Here is a 22746-nt window from a genome sequence, read left to right as displayed (position 1 = left end):
TATACGTTATTTCATTTTAAACAGACGTAAGCTATTCAATATAACCACTATAGCCGCACCGGTATCACTCAAAACCGCCAGCCACAAGGTCAGCCAGCCGGGAACAATCAATACTAAAGCCGCTGCTTTGATAAAAATGGAGAACCAGATGTTCTGTTTGATGATAGTTATGGCTTTTTTGCTGAGCCTTATCGTGAAGGGCAGTTTCTCCAGATTGTCGGCCATCAAGACGATGTCTGCTGTTTCGATGGCCGTATCCGTGCCGGCACCGCCCATGGCGATTCCCAGATCCGCTGTTGCCAAGGCAGGAGCATCATTGATGCCGTCTCCGACCATCACTGTTTTGTGGCCTTCCTGCTGCAGCTTTTTGATGGATGTCACTTTATCTTCCGGCAGTAAGTTGGCGAAATAGCGGTTCACCTTTGATTTCGTGGCCATGAGGGCGGCTGTTTTTTCATTATCGCCAGTAAGCATGACCATTTCCTTCAGGCCGTCTGCTTCCAGCTGCTGAATTGCTTTCACCGTTGTATGGCGGATTGTATCCTCTACACAGATGACGCCCAAAATCGCTTGTCTGCTGCCAACAATAACGATTGTTTTTGCTTGCTCCTGTAAATCCACAATGGCAGGAGGGATGGTTACTTTCAAATCATTGAATAACTTTACATTTCCTGCGAAATAGGTTCTTCCATCTATTAAGGCAGATACACCTTTTCCGGCAATACTTTGAAACTTATCGGCTTCTAATTGGTGGACATTCTGTTCATCCGCATATGCAACAATCGAATTAGCGATTGGATGATTGGAATAAGCTTCAAGTGTCTTTGCGATCTCCAACAAAGATTCCTGACTGCCACTGAATACTCGTATGTCGGTAACTTTCGGTTTCCCTTCCGTTATTGTTCCTGTCTTATCAAATGCGATTGCACTGATTTTTCCTGCAATTTCCAATGAAGAGCCACCTTTGATCAGCACGCCATTTTTCGCAGCGTTACCGATGGCCGCAACGATTGCTACGGGAGTGGAAATGACCAAGGCGCAAGGACATGCAATGACAAGCAGTTCAAGCCCCCGGTAAACCCATTCACTCCAAGTACCAAATCCAAAAAAGGGGGGAACAGCGGTAACCAAAAGCGCCAGTACAAACACAACGGGTGTATAGATGCTGGTAAACCGATCAATGAATGCTTGGGTTGGCGCTTGCTTCCCTTGTGCTTCTTCTACCATTTCAATGATTTTAGCGATGGTTGTATCTTCGACTAGCTTGGTGACATTGATTTCCAATGTGCCATTTTCATTTACTGTACCTGCAAAGACATTATCGTTGAGTGTTTTATCAACAGGGATGGATTCTCCAGTGATCGATGCCTGATTTACACTGGATTCTCCTTTGATTACCTCACCGTCAAGCGGGATGCGATCACCGGCTTTGACAACAATCGTGTCACCAAGCTTGACTTCTTCCACGGCGACTTTTATTAAGTCACTGCCTTTTCGTACCCATGCTTCCGGAGGAGCAAGATCCATCAATTCCTTGATGCTACGACGTGTTCGATTCACCGACCTCATTTGGAGCATGGCGCCTAGGGAGAACAGCCAGACGACAACGGCACCTTCCAGCCACTCGCCGATAATGGCAGCGCCGATCGCGGCTGCAGACATCAGTACATTCATATCAAGTGAACCGCTTTTCACAGCGTAATAAGCGCTTTTCAGAGGCTTATACCCGCAGGTTACCATCACAAATGCATAAAGCAGAACAGAGACAAGGTTCGGTATCTCAGTATAGCTAAGACCAACTCCCAGGGCGAGCAGGATACCGGACCCAGCCACAGAAATAGTGCCAAAGTCAAAACTTTTTTTCCCCTCGGGTTCTGAAGGATTTCGCTTGGAGGCTAACGCTGCTTTATAACCAGCTTTTTGCACCTCACGGATAATCGTTTCTTTATCAGCTTCGTGATCAATTTGCATTTTTCCTGTAGAAAAGTTAACTTCTACGTGTTTGACTTCAAGTATTTTCCGTAAATGATTCTCGATCGTTTTGGCACATGCACCGCAATCCATTCCTTCGACCTCATATGTTTCTCCATTACCGGGAAGCTCGACAGCACTGTAGCCAAGTTTCGAAACAGTTTTCGGAATGATGGTAAGTTGTGACGCTTCTTTGGCAGCAGCTTTCATCTTCCCAGTGGAAAATTGCACTTCGACGGATTGAACGCCAGGCAGCTTCCGGACCGCTTTCTCAATTGTTTTTGCACATGCACCGCAATCCATGCCGGAGACATTATATGTCATGATTGGGCTATTAGAAAGAGCCTTAGGCTGTACCGCTGCGGTTGATTTGCAAGTATCAGCAGTGTAGCAGTTACTGCCAGCTAAGGTGTCTGTTTTTGATAGGGTATCAAGGTCTTTCACTGTACTATTTACGCAGCAAGAAATCTCTGCAGTGGCCACTTCAACGGGAGAACAGCAAGATGTTTCTGTTTGGGTTTTAGAAGAAGAGCAACAAGCCGCTTCGTCAGTCCCGAAACCGTCAGGAGGAGAACAGGAATTTCCTCTGTCCGATTCGTCGGGGTCCTCCCCCGAGCAGCGATCTTCTTTTTTCTCGTCTTTTACCGCAACAGTGACAGCGTTATTAATTCCTTCTGAAGTCGAATCGGCATGAGATGCAGTGGACATTGCAGCAACTTGCTTGTTTGTGTTGCAGCAATCATTTTGATTCTGAATGGCGCCCTGACAGCAGGAGCTTTTTTTGCTTTGATTTATCATTTTCGCATTCTCCTTTTACAGTGCTATTTCTTTTTGTTGTGAAATGGCCTGGAGGATAAAGCCAGCCATATAGTGATCGCTAAGCTTATAATAAACCGTTTTGCCTTCTTTTCTTGTACTTGTAAGTCCAGCTTTTTTCAGCGTTCGCAAGTGATGGGATGTGGTGGCAATGCTGCAATCCAGAATATTGGCTACGTCACAGACACATAATTCTTCTTCGATTGACAAAGCTGAGATGATCTTTATACGTGTTTGATCCGCAACAGCTTTCAATAGCTTGGTAACATCATGTAAATGTTCATCGGACAAGTTCTCCTTGACTCGGTTCACTTTATCCTCGTGGAGGCAGGTAACATTGCAAAAAGCTGTTTCTTTTGCCATTTCGTCATCTCCATATTCAAAGTAATATTTGAATAAAGTATATAGGATGCGGTTTTTATATTCAAGTTTGTATTTGAATATGGTATGAAAAAGCATTAGTGCTGCTCACTTAATAGGCCTGCCTTTTTAAGATTTTGTCTTTATAACAATCGCTGAGCGAATACCTTGTATGCTTCCCTTCATTCCCTACAATGCTAAATAGAATTAGATGAGAAGAAGTGGGCGCATGAAGCCCAGCTTATTGGTGCAAGCAGGGATAAGAAGGGGAACCACGCCGGAAGAGGCATTGCAGGAAAGCGCAGAATTAGCCTGGCATACAGGAAGATTAGGCTATGAGCTATACTTGGTTGCGGAGCATCATCATACAAAAGGCAGTGTCGCACTGAAATCATGGCGACGCGGATTGCGACTGCGTTCCATACAATCAAAGTTTGAACATGCGGGGTATTGCTGCCGCAGTACAGCACTCATATAATCATCAAACATGCAAGAAGAATAGCTGATAGACTTGTTATCCCTTACAATTGGGGATATGGATGAGATGCCTTGTAAAGGCAGGATTTACGATAATTGAACGCTGTGTTGCCAACAAGGGGTTGAAGGCGTTGTTTTCGAGGCAGGTAATAGTTTGTTAATGAAACTTTTTTGCGTTGAGAAACTTAATTAATTACCAGCTTCACTACGCATCATGTGTTTCAAAACTTCAGTAAAAGGCAATGAAATGATGAAAACGCATTCGTAGAAAGAAGAGATTGTAATTGTCACTGAACGCAGCACCGGGTACTGGATGTGCCACTTCTGGGCAGTTATTGAAGAATTGGTAAAGACTAAGCACTTTTTTTAGTAGAATACATAAGTGAATGCAAGGTTTAGTAAAGTGAATCACTGCGAACTTTAAGGCGTATGCGTACAAGACATGTAATTTTATAAGGAGATGATTTTAATTGAAAAGAATTCCACTTCGTATGGTGAGAGAAGATTTGTTGCATATTCCCCAATACCCACTTCCTGATGGATTTCGAATCAGATTATTTGAGAAAGGTGACGAACATCATTGGGCACGTGTGGAAGCAAGTGTAGATGAATTTGATAGTAAAGAATCTGCACTAGAGCACTTTCATAAAGAATTTGGAACATATATTGATGAAATGATGAATAGATGTGTGTTCATCGAAAATGAACATGGAGAAGTGATTGGAACCACAACGGCATGGTATGGCAGCTTAAAAGACGATGGAGAAATTTTAGGGAGAATCCATTGGGTAGGAATTGTTCCTGCATATCAAGGAAAAAAACTATCCAAACCTTTACTGAGTGCAGCAATGAATATCTTGGCAAACTATCACTCAAAGGCCTATCTCACTTCGCAAACAACAAGTTACCAAGCGGTTAATATGTACCTAAACTATGGATTTAAACCGTTTATCACAGCTCCCAGCTGTCATGAAGCCTGGTCCTTGATAGAGGATACTTTAGAACGAAAATTATTAAAGTGAGTCAATCTCATGATTTAGGCGTCTCCCTTAGAAAGTACTTTTGGCGTTGCTGAGCGAATACCTTGTATGCTTCCCATCACTTTCCCTAAAATAAAAATGAGAAGATCAGAGAAGAGGTGGGCGCATGAAGCTCAGCATATTGGATCAGGCACCGATAAGGAGGGGAAGTACGCCGGAAGATGCATTGCAGGAAAGCATAGAACTTGCCCAGCATGCAGAAAGATTGGGCTATGAGCGTTACTGGTTTGCAGAGCATCATAATACAAATGGTCTAGTCAGTGTTGCACCAGAAATCATGGCGACGCGGATTGCGAGTGCGACCAATACAATTAAAGTTGGAACAGGCGGGGTATTATTGCCTCAATACAGCCCGTTGAAGGTAGCGGAAACCTTTCATACATTGGCAGGTTTTTTTCCTGGACGAGTGGATCTTGGAGTCGGGCGTTCCCCGGGCGGTAATGAACAGACGAGAAATGCCTTGGCGGATGGAGCAGAAAGCGGCATGGGAGAATTTCCGAGGAAGCTGGAGGAACTCCAAGGCTTTCTATCTAACACACTGCCGCGTGAGCACCCTTATCGTTCGGTGAAAGCATCCCCGCGTGTTAAAGAGCCTGCTCCATTATGGGTGCTTGGTTTATCAGAAGGAAGTGCCAAGCGGGCAGGTGAATTGGGGATCGGTTATGTGTTCGGTCACTTCATCAGTCCAGCTAAGCCGAAAGCGATGCCTATATATAAGGAAGCATTTCGTCCATCGGTCATGAGGGAGAAACCATATGGCATTGTTTGTATCTTCGTTGTCTGTGCGGAAACAAAAGAACAGGCGGAAGCGTTGGCGGAGAGTCAGGATCATTGGCTGCTGAGCGTCGGGAAAGGGCGCGATACACAAGTTCCGTCGCCTGAGCTTATAGCAAAACGCCAGCTTACAGAAACGGATAGAGAAACAATTCGGCAAAACCGCAAACGCTGCGTCATTGGAACACCTGAGCAAGTCAGGATGGAGCTGGAAAGACTGCAGGAACTTTATCAAGCGGACGAGTTCATGCTGATCACGAATATTCACGATAAGGAAGCGAAATGGAAATCATATGAACTAATCAAAAAAGAAGTAGACCATAATATTATTATGTAAACTCAGCATTGGAAACAAGGAGCGAAAAATCGCTCCTTTATTTATTCCAATGCTCATCGATGAATTCATCACGCCCAGATTTGGCCCGGTCTTCTTCATATGCTTCTTTTTCTTTCTTATAGAAGTCCTGATGATAGTCCTCGGCAGGGTAGAAGACAGCTGCCGGAAGGATTTCCGTCACGATCGGCTGCTTGAACTTGCCGCTTTCTTCTAACGCTTTTTTGGAGAATTGGGCTAGTTCTTCCTGCACATCATCATGGTAGAAGATGGCTGTACGGTACTGGTCGCCGCGGTCATGGAATTGTCCGCCTGCATCGGTGGGGTCGATTTGCGGCCAATATAAATCCAGAATTTGCTGGTATGTTATTTTGGTAGGGTCATACGTGATTTCGACAGCTTCATAGTGTCCTGATGTCCCTGTTTTCACTTGTTCGTATGTCGGATTCTCGACATGGCCTCCTGTGTAGCCGGAGATGACCGATTCCACTCCATCCCATTGATCGAATGGCTTTACCATACACCAGAAGCATCCTCCTGCGAATGTTGCTTTGGCAAAGTTTGTTGTCATATTCAATAGCTCCTTCCTGGTGTAATATGACTTATTTTACCCTATATAAATAAGTTGTACTAGTATGTTAAAATAAAAGCTTGTAATATTGGATAAGAGGATGAAAGAAAAGAAGGAGACAATGAGAAACGTATGAAAAACCACATTTTATTAATAGATGGCATGGCGATTCTTTTCCGTGCATTCCATGCCACAGCTTACCGCAACTATTATATGGTCAATTCAAAAGGGATGCCGACAAACGGATTGCATGGCTTTATCCGGCATTTGTCCGCGGCTGTCGATCATTTTGGACCGACGCATGTTGCGGCCTGCTGGGATATGGGTTCGAAAACATTCCGCAGCGAGATGCTGGATACGTACAAAGGTAATCGTGAAGCACCGCCTGTTGAACTGATTCCGCAATTCGAAGCAGTCAAACAGGTCGCAGCTGGATATGGCATCCCGAATATCGGACTCAAAAACTATGAAGCAGATGACTGCATCGGGACATTGGCATGTCTTTATGCAGAAGAAGGACATCAAGTGACGATAGTTACCGGTGATCAGGATATGCTGCAGCTTGTCCGTCCGAATGTCGATGTTGCCATCATGCGTAAAGGCGAGGGCAACTATGAAGTATTCCAGGAAGCCACATTCTTGGAACAAAAGGGCCTGACACCAGCACAAATCATCGATATGAAAGGTTTGATGGGGGACAGTTCGGATAACTATCCTGGTGTCAAAGGAATCGGTGAAAAGACAGCGATTAAGCTGCTGACCCAATTTGAAAACATCGATAATCTGCTGGAGAACTTAACGGAACTGCCCAATGGCGTCAGAAAAAAGATCGAGTCAGACTTGGACAACTTGCATTTGAGCAGGAAGCTTGCTGCTATTCATTGTGAGGTTCCGATCAGCTGTTCCTTGGAAGATGCTGTCTGGGCAGTGGATGAGAAGCAGAAGCAGGCGATGCTTGAGGAATTCGAACTGACCAAGCTGAGTCGTCTATTGCGTCCGGCTGACCAGCTGGCAAACTAAGGAGCGATTGTGCACAATGCACAATCGCTTTTTTTCATCTGAATTGCTGCAAACGGGAAAAGAAATCCCGCACAAATTCATAAAATAAACGTTCGGAGGGCGCCACTTGTCTTTCCTTAGGCATGATGATACCAACAGATCTCCTGACTTCCGGGAAGGTGATGGGTATTTTTGTTGTCAGCCGGGGCGTAGCATCATAGAATGTACTTTCCGGCAAAATGCTGATGCCGATACCGGCTGCAACAAGCCCTTTGATAGCATCCAAATCTTCGCCCTCAGACGATACAGTCGGTTCAAACCCCGCTTTTTTGCAGCCATCCATTACAAGCTGCCGCAGTTTGTAGCCTTCCGGGAAAAGGACGAACTGCTCACTCTGTAAGTCTTTCAGCTGCAGTTGCTCCCGTTCGGCGAATCTGTGTGCGACTGGAACGAGTGCGGAAAAGCTCTCGGTAAAGAGGATTTCGCCATCAATACGATCATGATCCCTAGGAACAGGGCCGATAAAGGCGATGTCAATATCGCCCCGGGATACTTGTTCAATCAGAAATTGATACGTACCCTGTCTCAGCTGAAACTGGATATTCGGGTAGGCTTCCTTGAATGAGTAGATGACCGTTGGCAGCAGCTGGCCAGCCAGGCTGGTCGGAAAGCCAATCTTCACCGACCCGCGCTCCGGATCCAAATGCTCATCGATTTGCTTTTTCGCATAATCGATTGCCTGCATGGCTGTCTCGATATGGGAAAGGAATGTACGGCCGATTTTGGTCAGCTTGACATTTCTTCCTTCGCGTTCGAACAGGTCCACTCCAAGTTCATCTTCCAAATTACTGATTTGACGGCTGATGGCAGACTGAGCGACAAGCAAATATTCGGCTGCTTCCGACATATGCTCCCGCTTGGCAACCTCGATAAAATAGCGCAGTTGACGTAATTCCATGCAGTAATCCCCCGTTCCATCTCAAAATGAGATTGATTCTATCTAAATTATATATTGTTTCGATCAATCAGAAAACCTACAATGTTCTATAAGACAACATGTCGGTTTCGAGACAGAGAGTGAGGGATTAATAATGGCATTTCATTTTCTACCAAAAGCACAAGGCCTTTATCGCCCGGAATTCGAGCACGATGCATGCGGTATCGGCTTGTACGCGCATATGAAGGGGAAAGCCGCCCATTATATCGTTCAAAAAGGATTGCAGCTATTATGTCAGCTGGATCACCGTGGCGGTCAAGGAAGCGATCCCGCATCAGGGGACGGAGCAGGGATCATGGTACAGCTTCCACACCGTTATTTTTCCGAAAAGACGGAATTTTCTTTACCTGAAGCCGGGCTTTACGGCGTTGCCATGATCTTCTTCAACACACAGGATGCACAGCAAGAAGAATTGGAAAACAAGATCAGCGCGCTTGTGGAAGCGGAAGGGCAGCACGTAATCGGCTGGCGCACTGTACCTGTCGATGACACGCACATCGGCACGATGGCACGCGATGTGAAGCCTTTTGTCCGTCAGCTATTCGTCGGTATCGGGAAACAGACTGAAAAAGGACTCCCATTCGAGCGCAAGCTGTACGTGATTCGCAAGCAAGCGGAAAACGAAGCAAAACAAATGCAGCAGCATCTGTATTTCGCAAGCTTTTCCAGTGAAACGATCGTCTACAAAGGGATGCTGACTTCTGCGCAAGTGGATCAGTTCTATCTCGATCTTAAAGATCCGCTTTTTGAAAGTGCCTTTGCACTTGTGCACTCCCGTTTCAGTACAAATACATTCCCTAGCTGGGAACGTGCCCATCCAAACCGTTATCTCATCCATAATGGAGAAATCAATACACTGCAAGGGAATGTCAACTGGATGCGCGCCCGTCAGAAGCAACTGGTTTCCAAAGCTTTCGGTAAGGACACTGCGAAAATCCTGCCGATCCTTGATACGGACGGAAGTGATTCCTCCATCATGGATAATGCTTTTGAATTCTTCGTGCTTGCGGGTCGCAAACCGGCTCACGCCGCCATGATGATGATTCCGGAACCATGGGATAAGAACCCATACATGAATAAAGAAAAACGTGCATTTTATGCTTATCATAGCACATTGATGGAGCCATGGGACGGACCGACAGCCATTTCATTCACGAACGGAAAACAAATCGGAGCAGTCCTTGACCGTAATGGTTTGCGTCCAGGCCGCTATTATGTGACGAAAGATGATCATCTTATCCTCTCCTCTGAAGTAGGCGTCATTGATGTCGAAGAAGAAAATGTCCTGCTTAAAGATCGACTCAGCCCTGGCAAAATGCTGCTATTGGATATGGAGCAAGGCCGTCTGATCCCTGACGGGGAAATCAAGCGGGAAATGGCTGCGGAACAGCCCTATCAAAAGTGGCTGGATGAGAATATCGTGGAACTTCACGACCGGACGGTTTCGGATGATAGTGCTATCGAGGACCTTGTCACGCGACAGAAAGCTTTCGGCTACACCTATGAAGATGTGAAGAAGTATCTTGTTCCGCTTGTATCGGAAGGCAAAGACCCGATCGGAGCGATGGGGAATGACACGCCACTTTCCGTGCTGTCTGATCGGCCGCAATCATTGTTCAATTATTTCAAACAGCTATTCGCCCAAGTAACGAACCCGCCAATTGATGCGTATCGGGAGCAAATCGTCACAAGTACGCTTTCTTATCTCGGAAAAGAGGGCAATCTGCTGCATCCGGATGAAACAAATTGCCGGCGGATCAAATTGGCATCACCTGTCATTACAAATAATCAGCTGGAACAGCTGGTGTCTGATAAAAGCGGTGATTTCAAGCTGCAGGAGATCCACACATTATTCGGGGAAGATCTGAAGAAAAGCATGCAGCGCATTTTCCAGGAAGCGGAAGAAGCAATCAGCAAAGGGGTCAGCGTTCTTGTGCTGACAGACCGACTCATGTCCGATATTTATGTACCGGTCCCGTCGCTGCTTGCTGTGAGCGGTTTGCATCAGCATCTTGTCCGCAAGGGCCTTCGGACGAAAGTCAGTTTGATCGCTTCTGCCGGGGAAGTGAGGGAAGTGCATCATGTTGCTACACTTCTTGGCTATGGTGCAGATGCCATCCATCCTTATCTAGCGTATGCAACAGTGAAGGAAGCAATCGAAAATGGTGATATTGCATTGTCATATCCTGACGCCATCAGACAATATGCCGCCGCAATGACCGAAGGCGTCGTCAAGGTCATGTCCAAAATGGGGATCAGTACTGTCCAGAGCTACCGTGGGGCACAAATCTTTGAAGCAGTCGGGATCAGCCATCAAGTCATTTCCAAGTATTTCACCGGAACAACATCCCAAGTGGATGGAATTGATTTGAACACGATTGCTCTAGAAGCGAAAAAACGCCACCAAGAGGCTTATAAATCACAAACAACAGCCCTTGAAACAGGCAGTGACTACCAATGGCGCAAAAACGGGGAACATCATGCGTTCAACCCGAAAACGATCCATACGCTGCAATGGGCATGCCGTCGCAATAATTATGATTTGTTCAAAGAATATACCGAAGCTGCCGATCAAGAACGACTTGGCTTCCTTCGCAACTTATTTGATTTCAAGAAAACGAAGGCGATTCCGCTTGAAGAAGTCGAATCGGTGGAAAGCATCGTGACCCGCTTCAAAACAGGAGCAATGTCCTTCGGATCCATCAGTGAAGAAGCGCATGAAGCATTAGCCATTGCAATGAACCGTTTAGGCGGAAAAAGTAACAGTGGTGAGGGTGGCGAAAACGCTAAGCGCTATACACCGGATGAAAACGGGGATTATCGTCGCAGTGCCATCAAGCAAATTGCTTCCGGCCGTTTCGGTGTCATGAGCTCTTATCTTGTGCAGGCAAATGAGCTGCAAATCAAAGTGGCACAAGGAGCAAAACCTGGGGAAGGCGGACAGCTGCCAGGCAAGAAAGTGTATCCATGGGTTGCGGACGTTCGAAAATCGACTCCAGGTGTCGGTTTGATTTCTCCACCTCCGCATCACGATATATACAGTATCGAGGATTTGGCGCAACTGATCCACGATTTGAAGAATGCCAATAGCGATGCAAGAATCAGCGTTAAATTGGTTGCCAAAGGCGGCGTCGGTACGATTGCAGCCGGCGTAGCCAAAGGTGCTGCTGACGTTATCGTCATCAGTGGTTACGATGGCGGCACAGGGGCATCTCCGAAAACAAGTATCAAGCACGCTGGTCTTCCATGGGAGATCGGACTGGCAGAAGCACACCAGACGCTAATGCTGAATGGCTTGCGAGACCGCGTCCGTTTGGAAACCGACGGTAAATTGATGACTGGCCGTGATGTCGTCATGGCAGCATTGCTTGGGGCGGAAGAGTACGGCTTTGCAACAGCTCCATTGGTAGTCTTGGGCTGTGTCATGATGCGTGTCTGCCATATCGATACTTGCCCTGTCGGCATCGCGACGCAAAACCCAGAGCTGCGCAAGAAATTCATGGGTGATCCTGATCATGTCGTCAACTTCATGACATTCATTGCACAGGAAGTACGGGAAATCATGGCAGAACTCGGTTTCCGCACGATGGAGGAAATGGTCGGCCGTACCGATGTACTGGAAGTTTCCGAACGAGCAAAATCGCATTGGAAAGCAGGACAGCTTGATCTGAGCAGACTGCTTCATCAAATCGATGGACCGCGGACTTACAGTACGCCGCAGAACCATAAGATTGATATCGCATTGGATACGACAGACATCCTGCCGCAGCTGGAAACAGCACTTGCTGGCAAAGGAAAAGTGAATCTGGAACTGCCGATCCGCAATATCAATCGCGTGGCTGGAACGCTTGCAGGCAGCGAGATCAGCAAGAAATTTGCCGAGGCAGGTCTTGCGGAAGATTCCGTGAACCTCCAGTTTAACGGTTCAGCGGGACAGAGCTTTGGTGCTTTTACACCGAAAGGAATGACCCTGAAGGTGACAGGAGATGCCAATGACTATATCGGCAAAGGCTTATCCGGGGCAAAACTGATCGTCAAAAAACCAGCTGAATTCCAAGCATCCGCCGCCCATCAAGTAATCGCTGGAAACGTGGCGCTGTATGGAGCTACTTCAGGCGAAGCTTATATCAACGGTATGGCTGGTGAGCGATTCGCTGTGCGCAATAGCGGCGCGACAGCAGTTGTGGAAGGAATCGGGGAGCATGGCTGTGAATATATGACAGGCGGTAAGGTTGTCATACTCGGTGAAGTGGGTAAAAACTTTGCAGCCGGAATGTCCGGCGGCATCGCTTATGTCCACACTGCAAATCGTGAAGCATTCAAACAGCTTTGCAATACGGAAATGATCGATTTTGAACAGTTAACCGATAAAAAAGAAATTGCAGAGCTTCGGAGTATGATCGAGAAGCATGCTGTTTACACGGAAAGTGAAAAAGCGTCCTTCATCCTGGAAAACTGGGAAACGGAGCTAGCTTACTTCGTGAAAGTGATTCCAATTGATTACCGCAGCATGATGCATCAAATCGATGCACAGCGTGAACTTGGACTTTCTCAGGAGGAAGCGGCCATGGAGGCATTTGTATTAAAGAATCAGCAGCCGCAGCCAGTGAAAGAATCCGAGAAACCAGCAGCTGTACATTAAGAAAGAGGTGGAAGTATGGGGAAAGCAACCGGTTTTATCGACTACAAAAGAGAAGAAGCAACTGAACGCGATCCGAAAACGCGCACCGGGGACTGGAACGAATACGCCGCTCCTTTCTCTGATGCTACGCTGAAGACACAAGGAGCTCGCTGCATGGACTGCGGTACACCGTTCTGTCATATCGGCATGGAAATCGGCGGTGCTACATCCGGCTGTCCGATTTACAATCTGATTCCGGAGTGGAATGACCTGGTGTATAAGGGGAAATGGAAAGAAGCATTGGAGAGATTGATGCTGACCAATAACTTCCCGGAATTCACAGGCCGTGTCTGCCCGGCACCTTGTGAAGGTTCCTGTACGGTGGCAATCAGTGACCCGGCAGTGACCATCAAGAATATTGAGCGGGCCATCATCGATAAAGGCTTTGAAAATGGCTGGATCACACCGCGTATCCCGAAGAAACGGACTGGCAAAAAGATAGCCATCATCGGTTCCGGTCCAGCAGGCCTTGCAAGCGCAGATCAGCTGAACCAAGCCGGGCACTCCGTAACGGTTTACGAGCGTGCTGATCGTGCCGGTGGTTTGCTAATGTATGGTATTCCGAATATGAAGCTTGAAAAAGAAGTCGTCGAGCGCCGTGTCAATTTATTGCGCCAGGAAGGTATCGATTTTATCCTGAACACAGAAATCGGCAAGGATATCCTTGCTGAGGAGCTTCGCGAACAGTATGATGCGGTCATCCTTTGCACGGGTGCACAGAAACAGCGCGATCTTGTCATCAAAGGAAGGGAAGCCAAAGGCATCCACATCGCAATGGATTATCTGACAGCTTCCACGAAGGCGCTGCTTGATGACAAACAAACCATTCAGCCTGAGTTCGATGCTGCCGGTAAAGATGTCATCGTCATCGGCGGCGGGGATACTGGTGCAGATTGTATCGCAACGGCTGTCCGCCAAGGGGCGAAAAGCGTTACGCAATTTGGTAAACATCCACAGCTGCCGCTTGCTCGAAGTGCTGATAACCAGTGGCCGGAATATCCGCATGTATTCGGTTTGGAATATGCGCACAAAGAAGCAAAAGCGGTCTATGGCAAAGACCCGCGTCAATACTCCATCCAGACAACGAAATTCGTCAAGGATGAGCAAGGAAACCTAAAAGAATTGCATACGATCGATATGCAGAAAGTCCGTAATGAACAAGGCATGTTCGTCTACCAGGAAGTTGAAGGATCCGAAAAAGTATGGCCTGCTGAGCTCGTATTGATCGCTATCGGCTTCGAAGGTACCGAAACGCCGCTTCTGACTGAATTCGGTGTCAATGTTACGCCAAACAAACGCGTCGAAGCAGCTTACGGAGACTATCGTACGAATGTCGAGAACGTATTCGCTGCCGGCGATGCCCGCCGAGGACAAAGTCTGATCGTTTGGGCAATCAACGAAGGCAGAGACGTGGCCAAACAAGTTGATCTAAAGCTTATGGGTGAGACAGTTTTACCTTAATCATGAAGCAGAATTTCCGCCTGACGGAAGTTCTGCTTTTATTATGTCCTGAAAAAGGTTACGGAGCCAGCAACTTGTGAGAAATCCTGCCAGTATTTTGGAAGGACACCTTGATTTTTCTGCTGTTCAACCGATAATGTAGAAATGGGGGATTCAATAAGGAGGACCAGAATGTTATTAAAACGAAAAAAAGAGAGAAATAATGAAACCGAGGAACATGCAAATCAAACAAAAGAAGCCAAAGTAGTAATGCAAATCGGTGGCGAGCTCAGGAAGCAACTGGATATGATCCATTTGACGGCAGAGGATTTGCGTATCTTGATCAATATGCAACCGCTAGTTTATCAGGAAATCGACAATATTGTGAGTCGTTTTTATCATAACATTACAAATCAAGGTAATTTGCTTGCAATCATCGAAAAAAATAGCTCCGTTGACAGACTGAAGCAAACATTGAAGCGGCATATCGAGGAAATGTTTGATGGCAAAGTAGACGGAGACTATGTGGAGAAACGCAAACGAATCGCTTTGATTCATGCCAAAATCGGCTTGGAACCGAAATGGTATATGGGAGCTTTCCAAGATCTTCTGCAGCAGATGCTGTCCATTTACGAAAAGCATATTACTGACTTCCGTGCTTATCGTACAGCAGTTCTGGCTACGACGAAAATTTTCAATATCGAACAGCAAATTGTATTGGATGCTTACAATACAGAACATGAACGAGTACATATTGAACATATTACAACGCAAGATAAGCTGCATGAGCGTATTCAAGTTACTTCCGAGAGCCTTACAAGCATATTCATACAGGTGAACCGAGCTGTAGAAGGGCTGGTCGCATTCTCGGCAACACTGACGGAGCAGAGTAATGAAACGAAACATACAGCAAAAGAAGTAGTGAGTCACTCTGAGGAAGGACAAACAGGACTTGCATCCCAACAGGAGCGGATGCAGCGCATCGGAGAGCAGATGAAGATGGTGCAGCAAGAACTAACCGCTTTGGAGCAAGCAGCGGCAAAAATCGGCAGCATTGTAAGTCTGGTCGAAGGTATTGCCGAGCAGACAAATCTGCTGTCCCTTAATGCTTCGATTGAATCGGCTCGGGCTGGCGAGCAGGGGAAAGGCTTTGCTGTTGTCGCAAGTGAAGTCCGGAAACTAGCAGAAGAGACGAAAACATCTGTCTCCGATGTCGCATCGCTTATTCAAGATACTTACGCTCAAATCAGCAATGTTAGCAAGTACATGGCAACGGCGGAAGATTTGATTTCCAGCGGTACGGTGCAGCTTGGGGATGTCACAAGTAAATTCGAAAACATCATGACGCATTCCCAGAGCAATGAACAGATCAGCAGCCGTACAGAGGAAAGTATCAAACGGTTTTCAGCTGAGCTCACGGATGTGAAAGGGGCCATGGAGCAGGCAGAAGGTATTTTGCGTCAATTGAATGAACTGACAGAAGCATAAAGAAACCAGCAGTCAAGTGACTGCTGGTTATTTGTTTCCATATTGTGTTTGCTTGAATTGCTGTTTCAATGCTGAAGGCGCTTGTTTGACCGAAGAGATGACTGTCTTTGTGCCTTCCGTGATGGATTGGACGTTTTCCTGAATATCTTTTTGATGCTGCTGCAGGACTGTCTGCTCTTGTTTGATCGTCTGCATGTCCGCTTGCATTGGTGCCATCGTCTTATTGATTTTATTCTTCGTTGCAAGCATTGACTTTACAGCTTTCATGATCATGACTGCAGCGACTGCAAGAGCGCCGATTACGATGATGCCGCAGATGATCCACATGATTGTACCCGTTTCCATTTGCCGTCCCTCCTTTATGTATCTGTTCTTCTTTTCCCTGATCTTTCTCCATCGTAACATATAGAAAGTGATTTTGTTAAAATTTTAGGTTGAATCTGTCTGTAATCTCCTTTATAATCTGTTGATAAGATATTGTTGTCGCAATATTCTATCATTAGGTACAATTTAAAGAAAAAGAAAATCTAAAATGACAGGGAGTCCTAGCTTTGAAACAACAAACCTTTGCATTTACACGCAGCGAAAATTTAAAAGAGAAACCGGAAGCAAGCACGCTTCAATTCGGAAAGGTGTTCACGGACCATATGTTCACAATGGATTATACAGCCGAAGCAGGTTGGCATGATCCGCAGATCGTACCATATGCACCACTTGAACTCAGTCCGGCAGCCATGTGTTTCCACTATGGCCAGACTGTTTTTGAAGGCTTGAAAGCCTATGTGACGAAAGAAGGAAAAGTTTTGCTGTTCCGTCCGGACAAAAACTTCGAACGTATGAACCGTTCGAATGACAGATTATGCATTCCGCGTTTGGATGAAGAACTGGCATTGGAAGCATTGCGACAGCTTATTTCGGTCGAGAAGGATTGGATCCCGACTGCCGAAGGAACATCACTCTATATCCGTCCATTCATCATCTCGACGGAACCGTTCCTTGGCGTAGCTGCATCCATCAGCTACAAGTTCATCATCATTCTGTCCCCTGTGGGCGCTTACTACAAAGAAGGTCTCAACCCGGTAAGCATCGCAGTGGAGAATGACTATGTACGTGCAGTCAAAGGTGGTACTGGTGATGCGAAAACCGGCGGTAACTATGCTGCCAGCTTGAAAGCGCAGGAAGTGGCAGCGGAATCCGGGTATTCCCAGGTTCTTTGGCTCGATGGAGTGGAGAAGAAATATGTCGAGGAAGTCGGAAGTATGAACGTATTCTTCAAAATCGACGGCGAAATCGTTACACCGCAGCTGAACGGCAGCATCCTGCAAGGTGTCACACGCGATAGTGTCCTTCATCTATTGAAGCATTGGGGATACCCTGTAACTGAACGACGTGTTACGATTGCTGAAGTGGTTCAGGCGCAAAAGACAGGCAAACTTGAAGAAATATTCGGCACTGGGACAGCAGCAGTCATCTCGCCCGTCGGAAAACTGTTCTATGAAGGCGAAACATACGAAATCAACAATGGCGTGACCGGTGAGGTTGCCAAAAGAGTCTATGATACAATCGTCGGCATCCAAAAGGGCGAGGCAGACGATACATTCGGCTGGACAGTCGAGGTCGAATGAGTTGGACTTTCATCAAATGACGAAGGATAGAGCCTAGTCATAAGGGCATATAGTATACAGCACCCCTAAACGTTACATTCAGGAGGTGCTGTCCTTTTTTGATGAGCATTCTCATGAAACCAGCTTCAGACCCACTGCTGCTCCTAGCACCATAGCTATGAATATGATCCGTTTCCAATCTTTCGGTTCGTTATATAATAACATCCCTACGATTGCTCCTCCGGACGCTCCAATTCCTGTCCACACGGCATAGGCAGTACCCATGGGTAAAGTTTCCATAGAGTAAGAAAGGAAAAGGAAGCTGGCTCCAAAGCCTATGATTAATAATGCAACTGACTTCCAATTCTTGTCCTTGTGCAGTTTGTTTATCATTGCCACTCCAAACATTTCAAACAACCCGGCTAAAATCAAAGAAGTCCAAGCCATCATTGATCAGCTCCTTCGGTTTCTTTATCTTTTGTAACAAGCTTCAAACCAATAACGCCTACAAGTAATAAGACAACTAACAAGAATTTGTTAAGGACAAATTCTTGACCGAAAAAAATGATTTCGGAAAAGAAAGTCCCAGCAGTTCCTAACCCTACGAATACTGCATAAACGGTACCGACCGGAATGTAACGTCCAGCTCTGATCATCAAATAGAAACTGATCACGATAGCGATAACCGTGCCGATCCATTCCAGTACACCACTTGCATGTTTTAGTCCAATCACCCATAAAACCTCGAATACAGCCGCCACGATGACCATGAACCAATGTTTGTTCATACGATCCACCTCCGAATGTTATGGTAGCCAAGAAAACAAAAAAGCCCGGGAGTAACTATAACTAGTTTCTCCCAGGCTTTTATCCTTCCGTGGCACAGTGAATACTGTGGGCTTTCTCTCGGACCAGACCAACCGCAGCTGCGGAACCCTAGAAAGCATTCAAATATTCAGTTAGCTTCATTGTATATTTTTTCGTGAAAAAATCAAGCTTTTTTAAAGGGATACATCATTGGAAAACCATATCCCGTTCAAACTAGTGCGTTATTCTATGAAGTTTTTTATTAATAAACTAGGAGCTGCTTCTGTTTTGCTATATAATCGTTACTAAAATGAGTTGTCAGACGAAAAGGTGAATGATCAATGAAGAGAATAATCGTAAAAATAGGCAGCAGCATGCTGTCGGAACAAGGCGGCGGGATGAGTGATGCGAAAATTCGCCAGCATGCGGATCAGATCGCAGCTTTGATCAAGGAAGGATATGAAGTCATTCTTGTGTCATCTGGGGCGGTGGCAGCTGGATTCCGCCAGCTTGGATACCCGTCAAGGCCTGTGACAATCGAAGGGAAGCAAGCTGCTGCTGCCATCGGACAAGGCTTGCTCGTCCAAGCATACACGGAAGCATTCGGCAAATATGATATGAAATGTGCGCAGCTGCTTTTGACACGCGATGTGTTCACGAATGCCGATCAATATCATAACAGCTACAATACGCTGCAGGAGCTGCTAAAGCGTAATATCATCCCGATCATCAACGAAAATGACTCCGTATCCATCCGAGAGCTTACATTTGGTGATAATGATATGCTTTCGGCTTATGTAAGCGGACTTGTTAAAGCTGATTTGCTTATATTGATCACGGATGTGGATGGGATTTACGACAAAAATCCCAACACATACCCCGATGCGAAACGATATCAGCGTCTGGATGCGATTCCTCCCGAGATGCAGGCTAGCATCGAACAGACATCTGGTTCCAAGGTAGGGACGGGAGGCATGTATTCAAAAGTGCTGGCAGCTCAGACTGCACTTGAGTTGGGTGTACCAGTTTTCATCGGCACGACAAATGAAACATCAAATTTGCTCGAGATTTCCCGAGGCAATGGCGCTGGTACGTATATCGGCGATGAAGCGTCCGAAGTACAGCGCAAAACCAAACAATGGCTCACGCATCATGCCAGAGCGACCGGCAGCCTTACAGTTGATACAGGAGCCGCAGAGGCTTTGCTGCAGCATGGGAAAAGTTTGCTTCCGATCGGTGTAACTGAGGTGCAAGGTACTTTTTCCGCCTCTGCTGTCGTCGACATCAGGACAACAGATGGAGATACAATTGCCCGCGGCATCAGTGATATTTCATCTGCGGATCTTCGGGAAATGCTTGTAAATCGTGAAACCGGGCCGTCTTCGGTATGGCATAAAGCCGTCGTGCACCGAAATTATACCGTATTGTTATGAACAAGCCGCCGAGCCTGCCAGCACGGCGGCTTCGGTGTATAATGAAAGCCAGGAAGGAGTGACAGCAGATGAAAGTAATCATGCTCGTCCAGACGATGTACAAAAACCAACTGCTTCGCGAAGGCGGTACATACGAAATCCCGGAAGATACAGCAGCTCGCTGGATCAGGAGTAAAATCGCCAAAGCAGCAGAGTAAGGAGTGATCATATGGATTTAGGATTGACAGGGAAGACAGCGCTGGTTGCAGCTGCCAGCAAAGGGCTTGGAAAAGCGACAGCCATGCAGTTAGCTAAAGAAGGTGCCACCGTCCATATCGTCAGCCGGGATGAACAAGCGCTGAAACAGACAAGAAGCGACATCATCAAAGAATCCGGTAATGAAAATGTTTTTTATTCGGTTTGTGATATTACGGATGCGAAAGATATTTCGCGTGCAGTGGAAACAGCTGCGCAGCATATTGGTTCAATCGATATACTTATCAATAATGCTGGCGGACCGCCTGCTGGGAAGCTGTTGGATTTCGGCGATGAAGACTGGCAGGATGCTTTCGAATTGAACCTATTAAGTTTCGTGCGTTTCATACGGGCGGCGGCTCCGATCATGAAGGAAAATGGAGGCGGCCATATCCTTAATATCGCTTCATCCTCCATCAAGCAGACAATCGATAATTTGTTATTGTCCAATACATTCCGCGCCGGGATCGTTGGCTTGGCAAAATCTCTTTCCCTGGAACTGGCTCCTGATAATATTTTGATCAACACACTTGGTCCTGGAAAAATCCACACCGATCGAGTCGATCAGCTTGATCAGAAGGCGGCTGATCTGCAAGGCAGAAGTTTGAAGGATGTTCAGAAAGAAAGTCAAGCAGCCATTCCGTTGGGAAGATATGGAACTCCGGAGGAATTTGCCAAGATGGCTGTTTTCCTTTGTTCTTCAGCAAATTCATATATTACCGGCCAAGCTTTCGTCGTGGATGGCGGTATGGTCAAAAGTATTGGTTAAGACTTTGCCTTGATTCGGTAATGGCTCAGTGCAAGCAGCGGAAAGATATAAGGATAGCTTTCATAGCGGATATAAAATTGTCCGGGCAGACCGATACCGGTCGGGTAGTCGATTGAGGCTTGCAGCAGAGGGTCTGTCAGCAAAAAACGGATCCCTCGCTGCACTTCTTCGCTCTCCTGTTCTCCGCTGGCAATCAGGGCATCGACGGCCCAAGCAGTTTGAACGACAGTACTGATCGATAAATCGACATACGTTCCTACTTCTGCACTTCGGCAGGATTCTCCCCAGCCTCCATCCTCGTGCTGGACGGCTTTCAGCCAAGCTACAGCCCTTTTCACCGATTTTGTTGTCGGTTCTACACCGACTGCTGCAAGACCGGACAATGCAGCCCACGTTCCATACAAATAACAAACACCCCACCTTCCATACCACGACCCATTCAGCTGCTGTTGCTTATGGAGCCAGCGGACAGCTTTTTTGATACTGCCATGATCTTTTTTCAGACTAGCGTAAGTTCCCAGGAATTCCATGACTCTCCCAGTCAGATCAGCCGTAGACGGGTCAATGGCCGCATCTTCCGCATTTTCAATCGGCAGCTTTCCTAGTATCCACCAGTCGGTATCTTTCTCGAATGCAGCCCAGCCACCGTCTTTATTTTGCATCGCCAGCAAATAGTCTGTTCCTCTTTTCCATGCTCGCCTGCTGGAAGACTCTTCACGGGCCTGTCTGGTGATAGCGCGGAGTGCAGCGGAGGTATCATCGTTATCGGGGTGATTTGTATTGATATCCGAGAATCCCCAGCCGCCAGGTTCGGCTTTCGGCTGATGAATTTGCCAATCTGCTTTTTTAACATGCTGGCGTTGGAGGAGGTAATGATTCGCCGATTGAATCGTCCTTTGTTTCAAAGGGACACCTGCTTGCTGAAGTGCATGACTTAGCAGGGCTGTATCCCATACCGTCGATGTGGAGTTTTCCACATGGATGCCATTGCAATTTTCGTTGACAAGACCATGTATGCCTTCCAGCGCCTGCTGTATTTTCGGGTTATTTTCTTCATAACCGAGCGCCAGATAGGCATAGATCATGAAGAAGGTGGCGCTGGCATAACTGTAAAGTGTTCCATCCGACTCCGTTCTTTCCTGCATATATGTTTGTGCATACGAATAACCTGCACGATGGAGACGTGCTGGCAGGCGCGAAAGCCGGCTCCATTCATCTGTGATGGATTGAAATGGTGCGCGCATATCGTTTAGATCATCCCACTCATCTTCATAAAGCAGATGTTCAAGCTGGACGCTATGCTTGCTGATTCGCTTGAACTTTTTATTCAGCAATATCAGCATCGGGACAAAGTGGATTCTCGCATAAGAGCTGAATTGGAAGAAATTAATCGGGAATGTGGTCGGAACAAGCAGGGCGGTCATTGGGAATTTCAAAAAGTGGGGCCATGGCACCATTCCGTGTATCGCAAGCATGAAGCGGATCATGAAATGGGCTTTATTGATACCGCCATTAGTGCTGATAAAGCGTTCTGAAGTGCGTAACTCTTTAGCTGGGACCCCTGTAAAACGAAGTGCAGCATAAGCCAAGACAGTAGCCGAAAGATTGCCGTTTCTCTCACCGGGGTATGCTGCCCAGCTGCCATCGTCACGTTGCTTTTTTAATAACTGTGCTTTCAGTTTTTCTACAGTATCCGGCTCTTTCCCGAAGGAAGTGAAGGTGAACATATAAAAGCAATCTGTCAGAATCGCTCCTTCAAAGCACATACGCCAAGAACCATCCTTCTGCTGAAGCTCTTCAAGCTTTCTGATGCGCTTCTCGATAGCCATCTTCACATCATTCATATTGACCTGATTCATGACACAGCCCCTTTTCGCGAGAGTTATGGAACGAAACACTGCCGCAATATGATAAAATATGCGAAGAATCATTGATTATGACTGGTACATCC

Annotated in this window: 19 protein-coding genes and 1 riboswitch; of the genes, 11 read left to right on the top strand and 8 right to left on the bottom strand. The window is 46.6% G+C overall.

Features of this window, described 5'->3' with window-relative positions:
• Nucleotides 1-6 precede the first annotated feature (6 nt).
• Together AB1K91_RS06635 and AB1K91_RS06630 are read right to left on the bottom strand one after the other, a co-directional pair.
• Nucleotides 7-2769 carry a heavy metal translocating P-type ATPase gene (locus AB1K91_RS06635; RefSeq protein ID WP_413088988.1) on the bottom strand — a complete coding sequence of 921 codons (2763 nt, stop codon included), beginning with the start codon at nucleotides 2767-2769 and terminating at the stop codon, nucleotides 7-9.
• A gap of 15 nt (nucleotides 2770-2784) precedes the next feature.
• Nucleotides 2785-3150, bottom strand: a complete 366-nt coding sequence (locus AB1K91_RS06630) for an ArsR/SmtB family transcription factor (RefSeq protein WP_413088987.1) — start codon at nucleotides 3148-3150, stop codon at nucleotides 2785-2787.
• Nucleotides 3151-3376: 226 nt separating this feature from the next.
• Here AB1K91_RS06630 and AB1K91_RS06625 point away from each other — a divergent pair, with 226 nt between their 5' ends.
• The 3 genes from AB1K91_RS06625 (at nucleotide 3377) to AB1K91_RS06615 (ending at nucleotide 5775) form a co-directional block, all read left to right on the top strand.
• On the top strand, nucleotides 3377-3625 hold the full coding sequence (locus tag AB1K91_RS06625) for a hypothetical protein (protein ID WP_413088986.1): 249 nt from the start codon (nucleotides 3377-3379) through the stop codon (nucleotides 3623-3625).
• A 469-nt stretch (nucleotides 3626-4094) separates the two neighbouring features.
• Complete coding sequence (locus tag AB1K91_RS06620) at nucleotides 4095-4646, top strand: GNAT family N-acetyltransferase (protein WP_413088985.1); 552 nt, start codon at nucleotides 4095-4097, stop codon at nucleotides 4644-4646.
• A 124-nt stretch (nucleotides 4647-4770) separates the two neighbouring features.
• Nucleotides 4771-5775 carry an LLM class flavin-dependent oxidoreductase gene (locus AB1K91_RS06615; RefSeq protein ID WP_413088984.1) on the top strand — a complete coding sequence of 335 codons (1005 nt, stop codon included), beginning with the start codon at nucleotides 4771-4773 and terminating at the stop codon, nucleotides 5773-5775.
• Between the two features lie 37 nt (nucleotides 5776-5812).
• Here the strand turns inward: AB1K91_RS06615 and msrA are convergent, their stop codons facing one another.
• Nucleotides 5813-6343 carry a peptide-methionine (S)-S-oxide reductase MsrA gene (msrA, locus tag AB1K91_RS06610; protein WP_413088983.1) on the bottom strand — a complete coding sequence of 177 codons (531 nt, stop codon included), beginning with the start codon at nucleotides 6341-6343 and terminating at the stop codon, nucleotides 5813-5815.
• Between the two features lie 132 nt (nucleotides 6344-6475).
• Here msrA and AB1K91_RS06605 point away from each other — a divergent pair, with 132 nt between their 5' ends.
• Nucleotides 6476-7363 (top strand): 5'-3' exonuclease, encoded by an 888-nt coding sequence (locus AB1K91_RS06605; protein ID WP_413088982.1) that lies wholly within the window; start codon nucleotides 6476-6478, stop codon nucleotides 7361-7363.
• A 34-nt stretch (nucleotides 7364-7397) separates the two neighbouring features.
• Here the strand turns inward: AB1K91_RS06605 and gltC are convergent, their stop codons facing one another.
• Complete coding sequence (gltC, locus tag AB1K91_RS06600; RefSeq protein ID WP_413088981.1) at nucleotides 7398-8300, bottom strand: glutamate biosynthesis transcriptional regulator GltC; 903 nt, start codon at nucleotides 8298-8300, stop codon at nucleotides 7398-7400.
• A gap of 133 nt (nucleotides 8301-8433) precedes the next feature.
• On the opposite strand from gltC, the gene gltB reads away from it, so the two are divergent.
• From gltB to AB1K91_RS06585, 3 genes are all read left to right on the top strand, one after another.
• Nucleotides 8434-12981, top strand: a complete 4548-nt coding sequence (gene gltB / locus AB1K91_RS06595; protein ID WP_413088980.1) for a glutamate synthase large subunit — start codon at nucleotides 8434-8436, stop codon at nucleotides 12979-12981.
• A gap of 15 nt (nucleotides 12982-12996) precedes the next feature.
• Entirely contained in the window at nucleotides 12997-14481 is a 1485-nt protein-coding gene (gene gltD / locus AB1K91_RS06590; protein ID WP_413088979.1) for a glutamate synthase small subunit, read from the top strand.
• Between the two features lie 171 nt (nucleotides 14482-14652).
• Nucleotides 14653-15948: a protoglobin domain-containing protein gene (locus AB1K91_RS06585; protein WP_413088978.1), complete on the top strand. Its 1296-nt coding sequence runs from the start codon at nucleotides 14653-14655 to the stop codon at nucleotides 15946-15948.
• A 27-nt stretch (nucleotides 15949-15975) separates the two neighbouring features.
• Here the strand turns inward: AB1K91_RS06585 and AB1K91_RS06580 are convergent, their stop codons facing one another.
• On the bottom strand, nucleotides 15976-16293 hold the full coding sequence (locus AB1K91_RS06580) for a DUF948 domain-containing protein (RefSeq protein WP_413088977.1): 318 nt from the start codon (nucleotides 16291-16293) through the stop codon (nucleotides 15976-15978).
• 206 nt (nucleotides 16294-16499) lie between these two features.
• Here AB1K91_RS06580 and AB1K91_RS06575 point away from each other — a divergent pair, with 206 nt between their 5' ends.
• Entirely contained in the window at nucleotides 16500-17573 is a 1074-nt protein-coding gene (locus tag AB1K91_RS06575) for a branched-chain amino acid aminotransferase (protein WP_413088976.1), read from the top strand.
• A gap of 111 nt (nucleotides 17574-17684) precedes the next feature.
• Here the strand turns inward: AB1K91_RS06575 and AB1K91_RS06570 are convergent, their stop codons facing one another.
• Both AB1K91_RS06570 and AB1K91_RS06565 read right to left on the bottom strand, forming a co-directional pair.
• Nucleotides 17685-17999 carry a DMT family transporter gene (locus tag AB1K91_RS06570; RefSeq protein WP_413089077.1) on the bottom strand — a complete coding sequence of 105 codons (315 nt, stop codon included), beginning with the start codon at nucleotides 17997-17999 and terminating at the stop codon, nucleotides 17685-17687.
• Nucleotides 17999-18340, bottom strand: coding sequence for a DMT family transporter (locus AB1K91_RS06565; protein ID WP_413088975.1), 342 nt, complete (start codon nucleotides 18338-18340; stop codon nucleotides 17999-18001). The genes AB1K91_RS06570 and AB1K91_RS06565 overlap by 1 nt, the downstream gene beginning before the upstream one ends.
• A 66-nt stretch (nucleotides 18341-18406) precedes the next feature.
• A riboswitch (guanidine-I (ykkC/yxkD leader) is annotated at nucleotides 18407-18503 on the bottom strand.
• A 197-nt stretch (nucleotides 18504-18700) separates the two neighbouring features.
• Between AB1K91_RS06565 and proB the strand changes: the two genes are divergently transcribed.
• The 3 genes from proB to AB1K91_RS06550 all read left to right on the top strand — a co-directional run bounded on the left by proB (nucleotide 18701) and on the right by AB1K91_RS06550 (nucleotide 20795).
• Nucleotides 18701-19792 (top strand): glutamate 5-kinase, encoded by a 1092-nt coding sequence (proB, locus tag AB1K91_RS06560; protein ID WP_413088974.1) that lies wholly within the window; start codon nucleotides 18701-18703, stop codon nucleotides 19790-19792.
• A gap of 68 nt (nucleotides 19793-19860) precedes the next feature.
• Nucleotides 19861-19989: a hypothetical protein gene (locus tag AB1K91_RS06555; protein ID WP_255374703.1), complete on the top strand. Its 129-nt coding sequence runs from the start codon at nucleotides 19861-19863 to the stop codon at nucleotides 19987-19989.
• Nucleotides 19990-20000: 11 nt separating this feature from the next.
• Complete coding sequence (locus AB1K91_RS06550; protein ID WP_413088973.1) at nucleotides 20001-20795, top strand: SDR family oxidoreductase; 795 nt, start codon at nucleotides 20001-20003, stop codon at nucleotides 20793-20795.
• On the opposite strand, the gene shc is transcribed toward AB1K91_RS06550, so the two are convergent.
• Complete coding sequence (gene shc / locus AB1K91_RS06545; RefSeq protein ID WP_413088972.1) at nucleotides 20792-22654, bottom strand: squalene--hopene cyclase; 1863 nt, start codon at nucleotides 22652-22654, stop codon at nucleotides 20792-20794. The two genes, AB1K91_RS06550 and shc, sit on opposite strands and share 4 nt — an antisense overlap.
• Nucleotides 22655-22746 lie beyond the last annotated feature (92 nt).

Origin of the sequence: Terribacillus jepli (assembly GCF_047228925.1) — a bacterium.
Lineage (GTDB): Bacteria > Bacillota > Bacilli > Bacillales > Amphibacillaceae > Terribacillus.
This window is presented reverse-complemented; position numbering and strand designations above follow the sequence as displayed.